Consider the following 15,214-nt stretch of genomic DNA (forward strand, 5'->3'; position numbering starts at 1 on the left):
GTCGACGGTCTCGCCGCCAATGGCGAAGACGGCAATGCCGAGGTCGAAGCCAAGGTCAAAGCCGAAGTCGCAGACCTCTGCGCCCGCTTCCCGATCTATCCGAACCTGTAATTCTTACCGGAAACCGAAAAAGAAAACGGCGCCAGAAAAATGGCGCCGTTTTTATTTGCAATATCGTTTTGGTCAGATGTACCCGCGCCAGCGCAGCACAATCATCGCCAATGCCGCCAAAGCGATCAGGCCCAACGCGACCGAGCCAAGAAAGCTCAGAAACCAACCCAATCGACGGTCCGCCAAATTGATAGCGTTCAGATGGCTCTGCACTTCATCCGAGGCTTTCTCAAGCTTCGGCCCGTCCAGAACCAGACGCAGTTTCGGATGTTCTGCCATCTGCTCGGCCTGCGCCAACACCATGGCCTGCTTGTAGACTTTGCGTGGCAAACGCCGCTTGGCGCGGCGGACCGAGGCGATCAGCGTCTTGTCCTTGACCCCCAGTTTCTTGCGCAGCAACTGAATGGTCTGCGCGATCTGGGTCTGGATATCTGTTTCCTGGGTCATCTGCGCCTCCTGACGGGACAACTTAACCGCCCTGCACTGGGGCGACAATGGGGCTGGTTGTTCGGTGCAGTCGCGCGTATCACAAGACTATGCTGAATACGATCATCCATGGCGACCCGACGGACACCCCTCCTCTGTTGATTGCACACGGGCTTTATGGCTCGGCCCGCAACTGGGGCGTCATCGCGCGGCGTCTTTCCGACGAGCGGCAGGTGATTGCTGTCGACATGCGCAACCACTCGCAGAGCCTGTGGAGCGACCAGCACGACTATCCCGATCTCGCGTCCGATCTGGCGGAAGTGATCGATAGCCTTGGTCGATCAGCCGATGTGGTGGGGCATTCGATGGGGGGCAAGGCGGCCATGATGCTGGCTTTGCAGCATGGAGGTCTGGTCCGCAAACTGGTGGTCGCTGATATTGCGCCGGTGACCTACAGCCATAGCCAGATCCAGTTCATCGAGGCGATGCGCGCAGTCGATTTCTCGCGGGTTACGCGCCGGTCGGACGCGGCGGAGCAGCTGGCAGAGCAAGGGGTTGATCCGGCGTTGCAGAGCTTCTTTACCCAATCGCTGGATATCGAGGGGAAACGCTGGCTTTTGAACCTTGATGCCCTAGCGTCCGAGATGCCCAAGATCATGGGGTTCCCTGAGGTGGACGCCCAGTGGGACGGCCCAGCGCTGTTTCTGGCCGGGGCCAATTCCGATTATGTTCTGCCCGAACACCGCGACAAGATCAAAACTCTGTTTCCCGCCGCGCGTTTTGCCAAAATCCCCGGGGCCGGGCATTGGCTGCATGCCGAAAAGCCCCGTGAATTTGAGGCCGCCGTCCGGGCGTTCCTGAACGCATAACCTGCGCCTTCAGGCGGACTCGGTGTCGCCGCCGCCATTGACCCAATCCGCCAGGCCGCCAAGGTTATAGACCTCGTCATAGCCCATATCCCTAAGGAGCTTCCCTGCCAGCGCCGCGCGCCCTCCGGCAGCGCAGTAGAGGATCACAGCCCGGTCTTTGCGCAGCTCGGGGTCATGGGATTTCAGCGTGTCATCGGCACGGAACTCAAGCATGCCGCGTGGGATGTGATGCGCGCCGGTTGCGCGACCCGACTGCTGAAGCTCGACCATGTCGCGGACATCCAGCAGAAGCGCTCCGCCCTCGATCAGCGCCTTGGCCCGATCCACTTCGATGCGCGCGACCACCGCATTGGCCGCCTCCATCATGTCCTTCACTGTTAGTGGCATTTACACCGCCCCCCATTTTGCCTACACATGCGAGGATTAGCATGCGACGACGGGTTGGTGTAGCCAAATCAAACTATTGCTCGCGAAATGCCCGAGACATGCTGTCTGAGACTGGTTTGGCGATATAGGCGGCAAAAGTGCGTTCTTCGGTCTGGATCATGATCTCGGCCGGCATGCCCGGAGTGGGTACAAACCCCCTGACACGTTTTAGCTCTTCAGGTGTTAGAGAGATGCGCGCCAAATAGACCTCTTGCGGGACGCCCTGGGAGTCCTCGACCAGCGCGTCGGCTGAGACATAGAAGACCTGCCCGCTCAGAACCGGGGTTGTGCGCTGATTGAGCGCAATCAGGCGCACGGTCGCGTCCTGTCCGGTGACGACGCTGTCGATCTCGGTGCGGGGAATTTGCGCTTCGATGATCAGCGGAGCGTCGGCGGGCAGGATCTCGGCGATGGGCTCGCCGGTTTCGATCACGCCGCCGGGTGTGTGGTAGTGCAGGCGCACGACGGTTCCAGTGACGGGCGCGCGCACGACCGCGCGGGCCAGAACGCTGCGGGCTTGTCGGGATTTCTCGCGCACACTTTCAAGGTCGGCTTCGATCACACCCAACTCGTCCAGCGCGGCCTCACGATAGGCGGAACGGGTGCGTGAGATCTGTTCCTCGTATTTCAACAGCATCTGGTTGATCTCGGCGGCTTCGGCCTGCAGGCGGGCCTGCTGACCATCGGCTTCGGCCTGAACGCGGCGGATCGTGTTGAGATCGCCTTTGCGCACCAATCCTTTTTCGAACAAGGCTTCTTTTGTCTCGAACTCTTCTTGCAGGATCTCCGAGCGTCTCTGCATGCTTTTCAACTGAGCCTCAAACCCGCTGGCGCGGATTCTTAAGGCCTCCATGTTGCGCGCCAGAAGCGCGACATCGTTCAGCAGCGTTTTGCGCGAGACATCAAAGCTGAGACGTTGGCCATCGAGGATCGTCATCACCTCAACATCATTTGATGCCTCGATCAGATCGGGGGAGAAGTTGAGCTTTTCGCGCTCGCCATATTCCGCCAGCAATCGCTCGGTCATGGCTTGCAGGCGGATTTTGCGGATAAACAGCTCTCTCTCATTGGCCTCGGCCGAGGTCTGATCCAGCGTCATCAGGACCTGACCGGCCTGCACGGCCTCACCTTCCGAGACTTTGATATCCTCGATTATCCCCCCCTCAAGGTGTTGGACGATCTTGTTGCGGCCGGTGGCAACAAAGCTGCCCTGCGCGATGACGGCCGCCGCCAACGGCGCGCTGAAGGCCCAGACGCCGAAGCCACCGAAACACACGACAAGCATCACAAACCCCACCACGATCAGACGGTTGATTGAGCGCGGAACCTCGGAATACCAGACGGTTGGCTCGGAAGGAGACGTGTTGACGGGTACGATATCGTTCATGATCAGCCCCCCTGCTGGCCTTCAATGCCGGGTTGTTTTCGTGGCGCATTCAGTTGCTGCAGCACCTGTTCACGCTGGCCGAACAAGGCGACGCGCCCGTCGGTCAGCAGCATGATCTTGTCCACCACATTCAGAAGTGTTGGCTTTTGCGTGATCACTACGACTGTGATCTTGCTGTCTTTGGCCTGCGCAATCGCCCGTGCCAGCGCCTGATCCCCCGCCACGTCGAGGTTCGAGTTCGGCTCGTCCAACACCACCAGACGCGGGTTGCCAAAGAAGGCGCGCGCCAAAGCAATACGCTGTTTCTGCCCGCCCGACAGGGGCGATCCGTCAGCGGCGACCACGGTTTCATAACCCTGCGGCAAGGTTGCGATCATGTTGTGGACATCGGCCAGAACGGCAGCGTCGTGGATTTGTTCGTCCGTCGCATCCTCTCGCATCCGGCCGATATTGTCCTTGATGGTGCCGGGGAACAGCTGCACGTCCTGCGGCAGGTAGCCGATGCTTTCACCAAACTGGCGCGGGTCCCAGTTGCGGATATCCATCAGGTCCAGCCGCACACTGCCCGAGGTCGGCAGGATCGAGCCCACAAGCGTCTTGCCCAGCGTCGTCTTGCCCGCGCCGGAATTGCCGATGATCGCCAGCGTCTCACCGGGATTGAGCGCGAAGGTGATCCCGTTCAGCACGACGCGTTTGGTCCCGCCCGGCACATAGAGAAGGCGTTCAACATCCAGCCGCCCTTCGGGACGCGGCAGACGCAGCTTTTCGAACTGAAGCGCGGAGTTAGACAGCAGTGCGTTGATCCGCCCGTAAGCCCCGCGGGTCAGAAGGAAGCCGTTCCACCCCTCAATCGAGCCTTCAATCGGTGCAAATGCACGCCCGGCGATAATCGAGGCTGCAATGACCATGCCTCCGGTGATCTCACCTTGCAGGGCCAGAAATGCGCCCCACCCAAGGATCGCGATCTGGGTCAGCAGACGTACGGCCCGCGAAATAGCAGCAAAGATCACATTGCGATCCTGCGCACGCACCTGCCATGTCAGAGATTGCGCGGTGTCGCGGCCCCAAATCCGAACGGCCTCAGGAATCATCGCCAGCGCATTGATGATCTGGCTATTGCGCGACATCGAATCCAGATGCTGGTTCGCCATGGACTGGGCTTTGTTCGCCTCGGCAAACGGTTTGGCGGTCGTTTTCTGGTTGATCAAGGCAATCGTCATCAGCAGTAGGGCCGTCACGACCACGATCATTCCAAGTTGTGGATGTACCAAGAAGATCATCAGGATGAAAAGCGGTGCAAAGGGCACATCCAGAAATGAGATCAGCGTGCCCGAGACCAAAAACCCGCGCACCTGCTGCAGATCCCCAAGGGTCTGATACTCGCGACCGTTGCCGTGCAATGAGGCATGGGCCGCAGCACTCAGCACAGGGGCGCCCAGCCGCGCGGCCACTTCGACCGCCGTGCGCATCAGCATGAACCGACGGACCGCATCAAAGGCCGCCTGAAAAATCACCGCTCCGGCAACGATCGTGGTCAGCATGATCAGCGTATCCAGGGATCGGCTGGTCAGGACCCGGTCACTGATCTGAAAAAGGTAGATCGGAATGGCGAGGATCAGAATATTGGTGGCACAAGTCAGCACCAGAACGAACACCAGATTGCGGTAGATCGCGCGCATCGAGACCCGCAACGTGCGCCGGAAATCCTCGGGCGGGGTTCGCTTGTGAAAGGTGTGGGGTGGCCCATTGCCGTCACCACCGCCAGATTTGGTCGGCGGCAACGGCTCGTTTGCCTTGGCCTCAATCGTAGTGCCTATGCGATCCCCACCATCTGTGCGCGCAGAGGGGGTCTTACGCGCTTTGGGTATATTGGTGTCAACAGGATCAGAGGCCTCGGTTTCGGCCACCCCAGCGCCGCCACCTTCAGGAGTCGTATCTTGCGAAGGTTGCGGCTGTTCGCGCCGAAGGGGAGAATCGGCGCGGTGAGTGTTCTTCGGTTCTGCAGTACAGTTTTCAGCTGCTACTTTCTCCTTGTGTTTCAAGGCTTCAGGCGTATCGACGCGCAGCGCATCATGTAGCAGAAGCAGGGCTGAATCTTTGGGTTCTTTCGGCGTATTCGATCCCTTTTCGGTACGCGGCGCTTCGGACACGGCAACGCCGCCATTTCGATCCAAAGGGCTGGAACAGATGGAGCGGCGCGACGAAAACACAATCGACATAAACTAACCTTCCGGTCACTCGCTAAAATTACAGGAAATCAGGCCAGCATGGTCTGCAGGCCATCGTCAGCGCCCGCCAGCTCGGTCGGGGCTGTTTGTTTGGCGACGGTTTCGTGGATCTTGGCCAGTTCGCTATTGGCCTCTTCCATCAACACAGCGATGGCATCATTTGTCAGATCCGAGACGCCCTCCTGATCCGGCACATCATACAGGCTGGCCTGATGCAGAAGCAGGTCCGAATAGGTCTCCTCAGCCGCCATCACCACCGAGTCGACCCCGGCCTTGGCAACATTTGCCGCATTCAGCAGGGCATTGCTGCCCGCGATGATTTCCGTTTCGGCAGCCTTGGGCCCGGACACATGCACATCGTCCTGATCCAGCAGCATGGTAACCTGTTCCATGATGTTGACCTGTAGCAGATCGCCCTCAATTTTCAGGGCACGTATCTGCTCCATCCCAGCGAACATGGGATCGTTAAGCAATGCGTCTTCAAGCGCGTCCATGTCTGCTTCACCCAGCGCCATGGCATTGGCCATATCCTGGTGCAGCACCTTGTGGCTGTCCTCGCCCGTTTTCGAAACGGAGGCCTCGTTCATGACAAGGTTTTCATCACCCTGCGCCGAGATCGAGCCGCCCGATACGATATCGTCATCCATTAACACGTTGGTCTGGAAAAGCATATCGACGGATATCATGTTGCCGCCGATCATGATCACATCATAGTAGCTGCCCAGCTGGACAATATCGGTGACATTGACCATCTGATTGTCGCCCATCGCATAAAGCGTCGTGCTGGCCGAGATTTCGGCCTGGATGTGGTCGATATCCGTGGCGTCGATCTCTTGCTTGATGAAATTCGCAACGACCAGATCGCCACTGATCCAATCGACCGAGGCAAAGGCGGGTTGTCCTTCGGCCCCCTCAGCCTGGTTCAGCCAATAGGCGGCTTTCGCCTCAACGCCGACCGAGGCTGACTGCACCACCTTGGTTCCGCTGCTCCCGCCTTGTTCGATCTGGTCCCAATCGGAAATCACAGCGACCTGGCTGATCACAGTCAAATCCATCGCCTTGCCGCCTACGGCTATGTAGGGCGCATCAATCCAGGCAATCGTTGCCGCCACTTCGTTGACCGCAAGATTTCCGCCCGCGATGACCATATGGCCGTCGGCAAATTCTTCATCATCCGAGCGATCCCATTCTGCGGGCAGCATATCCGGCGTTTCGGTTTCCTCATCTGGTTGGTGATAGGCCGGAAGCAGGTCGTCCCATTCCAAAGCCTCTTCAACCTTTTCGCCGTTTATGATCACACCAACGGCGTCTTCGCCGTGGAATTGGTGAACCGTGACACCTTCGATCTCGGAGTTCATCGGGTTCACAATCTGCTCGGCAATCTCAGAGAGCAGTTCAAGCGAAGCATAGTCGGCCAACGCAAAGGACGGCGCCGCCACCGCATGGAATGTCAGGGCGGTCTCGAGCATGTCCTGCCCTGCACTGATCAGGGCGTCGACATCGCGGAACTCCCCTTCTCCGACGACGTCATTGTCGCGCAGGAACAGTGTCTGGAACGTGTAGGTGACTGCTGATCCAATCAGTTCGTTCTGAAACTGGAACAGCATCAAAGGCGGTGCTTCCGACGGACCCAATGCCGCCTCGCGCACCGCCTCAGAAGGACCCTCTGGTGGGTCGAGGAAAATGTTTGTCTCATAGTTCGGGCCGTTTGCCGGGGGTGGTGGCGGCAACTCGGCCGGAGGTGTGTTGAATTTGAAAGGGATCGGGGCATAGTTACCCGGATCGGCCTTCAACGTGGCCTTGACCTCAATTCTTGTGGGGTCTGACAGATCTTCAAGTTCGACTTTCCGCCGCAGCGCGGTGAACTCTTCATACTGGTCTCTCAATCGTCCTTGTTCGATTGTCAGCTCAAAAGTTCCAACAAAATGTGCAATCGTTTCAGTAATACTGTCGAGGGACATATTAAGGTTCCTTGTCACCCGCTACGGCCGAAAATTTCCGCTTTGGGTTTGCTAAGCCGGGGCCACGTGGCGCGCCCCCGGCGGTTTTGAAAAAAGCTCGGGCTCTGAAAATGGCAGAGCCCGAAACGGGTCTTAGACCTCGGTATCGTCGCTGGCGTAGGATGACGTCATCGAGCCGCCCACCATGGTCGTATCGACCGAGTTACCAAGGACGTTTGCGCCCATGACGATCGACTGGTTGAACGCCGCCGTATCCACAACAGCCGCAGCCGAGGCATAGGATTCGCCGTTCACGATGCCATCGCCACCGTTGTCAGAGCCCCAGGTACCGGCGTTTCCGCCTGCACCACCTGCGCCAGAATTGGCGCCCGAGGCCTCGCCACCGGTATTGGTTGCACCGTTTGTCATGCCGCCGGTCGAGCTTCCCATGACCGCGCCGCTGGTGCCGCCAGCCGCTGTGGCCGCTCCACCATAGCCGCCATCACCGGACATGGCCGAACCTGTCGCGCTGCCGGTACCGGTTGAGGTCGCATCATTGTCAGCCGACCCTGCACCGCCATATCCGGCAATCGCTTCGGCCAGACTGTCAGCGGTTCCATCGGTGTCAGCTTCTGCAAACACCTCGTTGTCACCACCATCGCCAGCTGTGTTGGTCGCATCCGCAGATCCAGCGCCACTACCGGCCGAGCTCGATGTGGGCGAGGTCATGCCACCTGCGCCGCCAGTACCTTCGGCAGTCGATTCACCAGTTCCGGTTGCTTCGGCCGTGCCATCGGTCGCATTGCTGCCACCGGCGCCGCCCGATCCATCCGGAGTTTGCAGGTTGTTGGTCGCACCGGTCACATCACCCGGGCTTTGCGAGATGTCAGGACCTGTCGCAGACTGGTCGCCAACGCCTTGCGCGTCCGAACTTGTGTCAACGCGGCCACCGCCTGCACCACCAGCACCTGCACCGCCGGGACCATTCCCGCCCATGCCTGTGCCACCAGTGCCTGCACCGCCCGGACCATTGCCGCCCGAACCCGCACCGCCAGGACCATTGCCGCCGGCACCTGTGCCGCCCGGACCGTTGCCGCCAGAGCCTGCGCCACCGGGGCCATTGCCGCCAGAGCCTGCTCCGCCAGATCCGGCGCCACCGGTTCCAGTTGCATCTCCGGCTGTGCCGCCACCGCCCGTTGTCGGATCAGGATCGGCCAGATTCAGACCAAGACCAAGATTCTGCTGGTTCAGCGCAGAAAGTGCGCCCTCGGCTGTTCCAGAGGCTCCGCCAGAGCCTGTGCCACCTGGGCCAGCACCACCCGGACCATTACCGCCGGAACCTGTGCCGCCTGGTCCGTTACCACCGGTGCCCGAACCACCCGGTCCGTCACCACCAGTGCCGGATCCGCCCGGTCCGTTACCGCCGGTCCCGTCACCACCCGGCCCATTACCACCAGTCCCAGTACCACCGGAGCCGCTACCGCCCGGACCATTGCCGCCATCTGCGTCATTGGCCCCCATAGCGCCAGCACCCGCGATCCCAGCAGCATTGTTGCTGCCAGCGGTCGCGCCGTTGGCCTGGTTGCTGCCAGAGCTTGTGTTGTCGGCACTACCGCTGGATTGTGCATTGCCGTCGCCAGCGTTCGAGCCTTGTGCAGACGCATCAGTGCCCGCCAGACCAAGGCCAGTTCCCATCGAATCGGAGGTATTGTCGCCGCCATCCGCATTGCCGCTCGCGTTCGACCCGGACAGACCAAGACCAACACCAAGACCCAGAGATCCAGCCGCGCCGCCTTCTCCACCATCGCCAGAGCTGCTTGCACTGGACGTTCCGGAGTTCGTCGCGTTCGAGGTGCTGTTGGCGTTGCCGCCAGCGGCGCCAGTACCGTCACCATCCGACTGCGCCCCTGACAGGCCTAGACCGATGCTGCCGTTATTCGCTTCGCCCGAGCTTGCGCCCGCTCCACCGGTTGCCGCGCCGTTCGCATCTCCGGAGTGGCCACCGAGGGCCATCGAAGTGCTGCCATGGGTATCACCCCACGCATCACCGCCATGGCTGGTGCCACCGCTGCCAGACGCTCCACCATCGGACGATGTGTCGATACCCTCTTCTGCAGTCGCGGTGCCGCCATTGGCATCACCATTCTGTTCGAAGGTACCGGAGTTGGACACGGTCGCACCGTTCAGCGTGTCATTGTCCGTCAGGCTGGCATACTGGTTGTTGAACGAGGCCATGTCATTGCCTTCGCCGTTCAACGAAATATCCAGATTCAGATCGTCACCGGGATCATAGTTCACGTCGTCTCCGGCCGTGATCACGTCACCGGTCGAGGCATCGTCGCCGATGTCCACGTCGACCTTGTCATCGTCGCGCGGAATCCACTCGCCTTCACCAAAGTCGATATCGACCCGGTTCACGTTGTCATTGGTGCTGTTGCCATTGTCGCGAACGGTATTGCTGTCGTTACCACCATTGGTGTTGCTGTCATTACCACCGTTCGTGTTGCTGTCGTTTCCGCCATTGGTGTTACTGTCGTTGCCACCATTGGTGTTGCTGTCGTCACCGCCGTTTGTGTTGTCGACAGACTGTTGTTGTTGCTGTTGCTGCTGTTGGGCGTTTTCAGCCATCTCCAATTCAGGATCTTCAACACCCGGGTCTTCAACGACCGGGTCCATATCTTCAACATCAATTTCTTCGACGGTTGTGACTGGGGATAGAATTCTACGGTCAGACATATTGCTTTCCACTCTATTGGCGCACCTGACCACCATTCATCTCAAAGGTGGTTACTCGTGCGGTTGAAACAAAAATCCGCGCGGTATGCCTGAACGCATAACCCTGCGGTCTGTTGGTTCCGAGCTTTCTGCACCTCCTTTCCCGGCTAAGCCGACGTCCCCGCTGAAAAGAGATTCGCGAAAATGCGCGAAAAGCGGGCGTTAAAGGAAAAACCTTCGCAATCTGAAGTAGGGGAAGCGTCGCAGCCTTTGACAAAGCTGCCTAGCTATCGAAAAGCTCTAGAACGGCTAGCCTGTTGATATCCGGGGATATTGCGGGAGTGGTCGGAGTTTTCGTTAAATTACCCGACCTAAAACCCTACCGATTGGGCCTAGACGAAAGAAGCCTTTGAATTCCCTCTACTTACCCGAAATCACCGGAACACAACCCTAATCAATGGTTCTAGGACCAAGTATCAAATCCGAATATCCGGTTGCTGACCCCCTTCATTTCATCTACAATAAGTCTATATTTTTAAGACTATTTCGGCTTTCGAACTGCCCGAATTACTTGTGTGAAAAACTGCGAATTGCAGTTCGGTTTTTTAGTGGGGGGGACAGTAATGATTGACTCGTCTGAGCGAGGCTACGCCTACCAGAATATCAAGACCGAAGACCTTTCAATTCACTTCATTGGTCGAGAGCTTTTTCTCTCCAATCAAACCCTCAGAAGCGTCCAGAACGAGTTTGACGTTCGCGCATCTCGTTTCGATTCACTGGACGACCTAACATCTACCAAAGCAAAGGCTAGCCGCGTTCTCGTCGTAGATCAGGTCATGCTGGAGGATCTGCTGGAACGGCCAAGTAAATACGCGGCACAGGTTCCGTTTGGATGCCTCGCGTTTTCTTATCGCAAGGACGCCGCAGCACGGCATCTGTTTGAACGCTGGGATCGCGGCCGGTACGGCGAGATCGGCTTTCTGCCTATGAACGTCGCCCCTGACGTGTGGCGATCAATCTTGAGGCTGCTGATGCATGAGCAGCTTCACCTGCCCAGCTTCCTCGCGGATTGTGTCGCGGGCCCCCAAGCGAACCCCTGCAAGGCACCGGCATCATCTGTAACGCCCAAGCCCGCCGACACACAACAGGTTGAACTCTTCGGCAGGCTGACAAAACGGGAAAAAGAAGTCCTCAGGTTGGTGTCTCAAGGTCAGAGCAACAAGGTCATTGCCGCCGGGTTGGGGATAACGGAACATACCGTCAAGTTGCATATGCACAATGTGGTCGGCAAAATCGGGGTCAGCAACCGGACCGCCGCCGCTCACTTCTATTTCGAGGTTGCGCCTTTTGATGCGCAAAGCCCCCGTGTTGGCTGATCTCGTGGAAGAACGGTTTGACCGGCTTATCCTTTTGGTGGGGCGGTTAAATTATATGTGGACCAACACCGAAAGCCTGTTGATCCACCTGATTGCCGGTCTGGCTGGAACCAGCAAAGACTCTGCCGTTATCATCTTTCTGACCCTGAACACGACCCGCGCCCGGATTGATCTGGTTGAGCGGCTCGCGAAAATGGATGGCCGCCCCGAGGGCATTCGGGACCCGATCCTGGAGCACACAAAACGGCTTGGGAAACTATCCGGCATTCGCAACCGGTTCAATCACTGCATTTATTCGTTTGACCCAGAAAGCGGCAACCCCAAGACCATTCTGATGCGCATTGCGGACCGGAAAACAGACATCAAAATGGGTCGCACGGATACTCTAGATGGTGAGGCCCTGCGCGAGATCGAACAGGTTGTCGAAGACCTGTCCACTCTGAACCGAGATATCTGGCAGCTGATCACAAGGCTCGACTACCCGGTCTAAGGAGCTGTGTGTGGTACCCGCGGCCGGACTCGAACCGGCACGGCCTTCCGGCCCAGAGATTTTAAGTCTCTTGTGTCTACCATTCCACCACGCGGGCAAGCTGTGTCGACACGCGGTCGGCACGCGTTGAGACCTACGCCCATAGCCTTGCGAATTCAATGCGCTTCGCGCTGAAAAACGGTCGAAAAATTGCACAAGTATCGCTGTGCTATCGGAGTCAATTCGGCAAGCATGGCCATTCCGCGATCACCTGCCCCTCTCGCACCGCCAAAACCGATCCGAACAAGTTCAGAACAGCCTCGCTCTGGCTCGGTCGGATCAACGCGATGTCACCGGGTTTGACGGCATGGCTAGAGCGGCCGGTCCAAACCTCCTGATTGCTCGACCGCCCGAAGACCGAGGAATAGGTGAACCCGCCGGGGTGAACGGGTTGGCCGGGGAAATACCCTCCGAAGATCGCGATATGGGTTTTGCGCTGGGGCAGGAACTCCAATCCGGGCAACGGGTTCGCGTGCATGGACTTGAGAACAGGGCTGGCCAGAAACGCCGCCGGTTTAAAGCCAATGGTGCTCGCGTGGTCGAAATCGGATGGCTTCAGGAGGATCGATCCAAACGCAACCTCGGTGGCTGGGCCAGGTGCGCGGTAGCTCTGAAAGGTCAAGCTACCGCCGGTGTTCAAGCAATACCCCGCGCCTTCTGGCAACGCAGCCACGGCATGTTCAAACGCTTTGGCGCTGGCCTTCGTTGCCCGCGACTTCAGGACACCGGGCAGCTTCGCCAAATGCGCCTCATACCCCATAAGCCCGCTTAAACGAGCGTTTGGATGCGCCGAGATAGCTCGCGCGAGTTCGGCAACCTGATCCACCTTCAACCCACCGCGATGCAGGCCGATATCCACCTCAAGCGACAAACGCAGAGCCGTTTGGCTTGTCTCCGCCAAAGCCAGATACTCGCGCAGGCGTTCTGGGGTGTCAATCAGCCATTGCACCCGATCTGCCGCGTCCGGGCAGGTCTGCAAAACACGCGCGGCAGAGGTGACGGGCAGCGGTTTTCCGATCAGATGGTTCGTGTCTTGTTCCGCTTGCAGTAGCTCCATTAGCATCGGTTCGGAGAAGCTCATCAGGCCTGAGCTGGGGATCAGCCCGCGGATGTGATTCAGCAACGGTAAGCAAGGCAGGGATTTTGCGACCAAGCGCCGGTCCAGTCCGGGGTCAGCTACGGCCCGAGCCGTCCGGCAATTTGCCTCGACCCGGTCCAGATCTATTGCGACGACCGGCTGGTCGACCCCGTGGGTGCGCAGAGTCTCTGATAGTTGGGTGAAGTAGGGATCGCTCATGGCCGGAACAACCGAGCCAAGGCGGGCGTCAGGAATTTGCCCTGCGGATCCAATTCCTCACGCAGAGCGCAGAACTGGTCGAAATCCGGGTACAGGCCGGACAAGTCTTTGTATGAAAGACTGTGCATTTTGCCCCAATGCGGGCGCCCTCCGGCCTCAAGAAACAGCGGCTCCAGCGCGTTAAAATAGCGGCTGTGATCTTCGCCCGCATCCGTGTGCAGCGCGATCGAGATCCGTGGGCCACCCTGAAACGGCGACAGGCAGGCCGTGTCACCTGCCGTCTGGCGCACTTCGATCGGGAAATAGATGTCCTTGTGGTCACGCTCCAAACGGCGAAAGACCTCGGCCAACACATCACCGGCAACGTCAGCTGGCAGATGATACTCCATCTCCTTGAACCGAATATGTCTGTCGCTGCACAGCACCCGCCAGCTTTCGCCGACGTAATCCTCATCCGATTGGGCCAGCGTAAGCAGGCTCAGCAGCAGCTTGCGCAGACCGGGACTTAAGCGTCCCGCGTTGCGGGCAAGTTTCAGTACCTTGACCGCCAGCATATCCAGATCGCGCGGTGCTTTGCTTTCGGGGGCATCGGTGAGCGCGTGGCGTAGTTCGACCGCTTTGCCGGTGAAGGGGATGTAGAAGAACTCAAAATTTCGGTTCTCGGCCCAATTCTGATGCATGTTGGCCAAGACATCCGGCAGATCGGTCAGCGTGACTTGACGGCGCAGATTGTATTTCGGCACGACATTGATCCGCGCCTCGGTCAGAATACCCAATAGGCCCAGCGTCACCTGCGCCATCTCCAGCGGGATTTGCGAGGTGGTCAGTATATCCCCGGTCGCACCGATGAACTTGGCATCTGTAATCTCGGCCGCAAGACAGGGCAGAGTGCGCCCAGTGCCGTGGGTGGCCGTGGATGCAGCCCCGGCCAAAGACTGCGTGTTGATGTCACCCAGATTGCGAAACGCCACACCCTGCTCGGCCAAAGCGGGCGAAAGATCACGCAGACGCGCGTTAGCATTGACCCAGACCTGCCCATCTTTCACCGGCCCAACCGTAGGCAAATGCAACTGTGACAGATCCAATATCCGCTCGGCGCCACCTACGATTGGGGTAAAGGAATGCCCGGCCCCGACGACCCGCAGGTTTTCAGGTTCCGCAACCGCTGCCCGCAGCTGATCCAACCCCAAAGGGCGCGCAATCGGAACGGTGGCGGTTTCGTTCCCGGCCCAGTTTGTCCACATGCCTATCATCCTCCCTGAACGAGGATTGCAGCCAAGGCACCGCCAAACAAGTCAGGATATCAGTGCATTACGCTACGTGAGGCTGCCTTCAGGCGGCATCCGCCCGCTGGGCTGAGACCTTTTCGAACCAGCTGACAATCGCCTCAAGATCCGGGGATAGCTGTTCTGCCGCGCCGCCCGTGAAGGCCTGAAACTTCTCATCATTCAACCCGTTGACGCCCAGCAAAACGGGGATGTCCTGCGCCAGCGCCTCGGCGATGACAGGACGGAAACCGCGCCCGTCGGCCTCATGCTTGCCGAATTTGTTGATGATCATCAACTGCGGGTCATTTGCAAGCGTTGCCGTGACCTGTCCCACAGCCTGCTCGAGCGCCGCAGGGTCCAGACGGCAGCCGCGCGCATGCTCGCCTAAGGATTGCGAGATACGGATGGTCTCGCCATCGGGTAGTACCTGCACATCCATATCGCATTTGCTGCTATCGGTGCATTCCGTGTTGGTCTGCACGACCCCCGCCAGTTTGGCACCACGCGCCAGCAGGTGTGCGGCGACGGCGCTTAACAAGCGGTCGGTCGCGCCGCGATCGGTGGTGGTAACATAGGCCAGATGCATTTTTGGACCTCGTAAGTCAAACTTCAGCGTATCAGATAGCACGGTACTCGCGGGTC

At 58.9% G+C, this 15,214-nt stretch carries 12 protein-coding genes and 1 tRNA gene; 3 read left to right on the plus strand and 10 right to left on the minus strand.

Going from position 1 to position 15,214, the window contains the following annotated elements:
• Window positions 1-183: 183 nt before the first annotated feature.
• Window positions 184-558, minus strand: a complete 375-nt coding sequence (locus ACR0C3_RS12790) for a hypothetical protein (RefSeq protein WP_480758788.1) — start codon at window positions 556-558, stop codon at window positions 184-186.
• 89 nt (window positions 559-647) lie between these two features.
• Between ACR0C3_RS12790 and ACR0C3_RS12795 the strand changes: the two genes are divergently transcribed.
• Window positions 648-1,406 carry an alpha/beta fold hydrolase gene (locus ACR0C3_RS12795; RefSeq protein WP_170691305.1) on the plus strand — a complete coding sequence of 253 codons (759 nt, stop codon included), beginning with the start codon at window positions 648-650 and terminating at the stop codon, window positions 1,404-1,406.
• A 9-nt stretch (window positions 1,407-1,415) separates the two neighbouring features.
• Here ACR0C3_RS12795 and ACR0C3_RS12800 read toward each other — a convergent pair whose 3' ends face one another.
• From ACR0C3_RS12800 to ACR0C3_RS12820, 5 genes are all read right to left on the minus strand, one after another.
• On the minus strand, window positions 1,416-1,793 hold the full coding sequence (locus ACR0C3_RS12800) for a rhodanese-like domain-containing protein (protein ID WP_480758790.1): 378 nt from the start codon (window positions 1,791-1,793) through the stop codon (window positions 1,416-1,418).
• A gap of 73 nt (window positions 1,794-1,866) precedes the next feature.
• The gene (locus tag ACR0C3_RS12805; RefSeq protein WP_170378100.1) at window positions 1,867-3,219 is read right to left on the minus strand and encodes an HlyD family type I secretion periplasmic adaptor subunit; all 1,353 of its coding nucleotides are present in this window, start codon (window positions 3,217-3,219) and stop codon (window positions 1,867-1,869) included.
• A 2-nt stretch (window positions 3,220-3,221) separates the two neighbouring features.
• Window positions 3,222-5,438, minus strand: coding sequence for a type I secretion system permease/ATPase (locus ACR0C3_RS12810; RefSeq protein ID WP_480758791.1), 2,217 nt, complete (start codon window positions 5,436-5,438; stop codon window positions 3,222-3,224).
• A 38-nt stretch (window positions 5,439-5,476) separates the two neighbouring features.
• Complete coding sequence (locus ACR0C3_RS12815) at window positions 5,477-7,408, minus strand: type I secretion protein (RefSeq protein ID WP_480758792.1); 1,932 nt, start codon at window positions 7,406-7,408, stop codon at window positions 5,477-5,479.
• A gap of 132 nt (window positions 7,409-7,540) precedes the next feature.
• On the minus strand, window positions 7,541-10,123 hold the full coding sequence (locus tag ACR0C3_RS12820; protein ID WP_170554455.1) for a hypothetical protein: 2,583 nt from the start codon (window positions 10,121-10,123) through the stop codon (window positions 7,541-7,543).
• A 569-nt stretch (window positions 10,124-10,692) separates the two neighbouring features.
• Between ACR0C3_RS12820 and ACR0C3_RS12825 the strand changes: the two genes are divergently transcribed.
• Both ACR0C3_RS12825 and ACR0C3_RS12830 read left to right on the plus strand, forming a co-directional pair.
• Complete coding sequence (locus tag ACR0C3_RS12825; protein WP_480758793.1) at window positions 10,693-11,478, plus strand: response regulator transcription factor; 786 nt, start codon at window positions 10,693-10,695, stop codon at window positions 11,476-11,478.
• Window positions 11,453-11,968, plus strand: a complete 516-nt coding sequence (locus ACR0C3_RS12830) for a hypothetical protein (RefSeq protein ID WP_170691295.1) — start codon at window positions 11,453-11,455, stop codon at window positions 11,966-11,968. The genes ACR0C3_RS12825 and ACR0C3_RS12830 overlap by 26 nt, the downstream gene beginning before the upstream one ends.
• Window positions 11,969-11,979: 11 nt before the next feature.
• On the opposite strand, the gene ACR0C3_RS12835 is transcribed toward ACR0C3_RS12830, so the two are convergent.
• The 4 genes from ACR0C3_RS12835 to ACR0C3_RS12850 form a co-directional block, all read right to left on the minus strand.
• Window positions 11,980-12,065, minus strand: a tRNA-Leu gene (locus ACR0C3_RS12835).
• Window positions 12,066-12,185: 120 nt separating this feature from the next.
• Window positions 12,186-13,304 (minus strand): alanine racemase, encoded by a 1,119-nt coding sequence (locus tag ACR0C3_RS12840; protein WP_480758795.1) that lies wholly within the window; start codon window positions 13,302-13,304, stop codon window positions 12,186-12,188.
• Window positions 13,301-14,548, minus strand: coding sequence for a D-arabinono-1,4-lactone oxidase (locus tag ACR0C3_RS12845; RefSeq protein ID WP_480758796.1), 1,248 nt, complete (start codon window positions 14,546-14,548; stop codon window positions 13,301-13,303). Before ACR0C3_RS12845 ends, ACR0C3_RS12840 begins: the two co-directional genes overlap by 4 nt.
• Window positions 14,549-14,636: 88 nt before the next feature.
• Window positions 14,637-15,158, minus strand: coding sequence for a DUF2478 domain-containing protein (locus tag ACR0C3_RS12850; protein WP_480758798.1), 522 nt, complete (start codon window positions 15,156-15,158; stop codon window positions 14,637-14,639).
• Window positions 15,159-15,214 lie beyond the last annotated feature (56 nt).

Source organism: Ruegeria sp. CK3 (assembly GCF_056536565.1).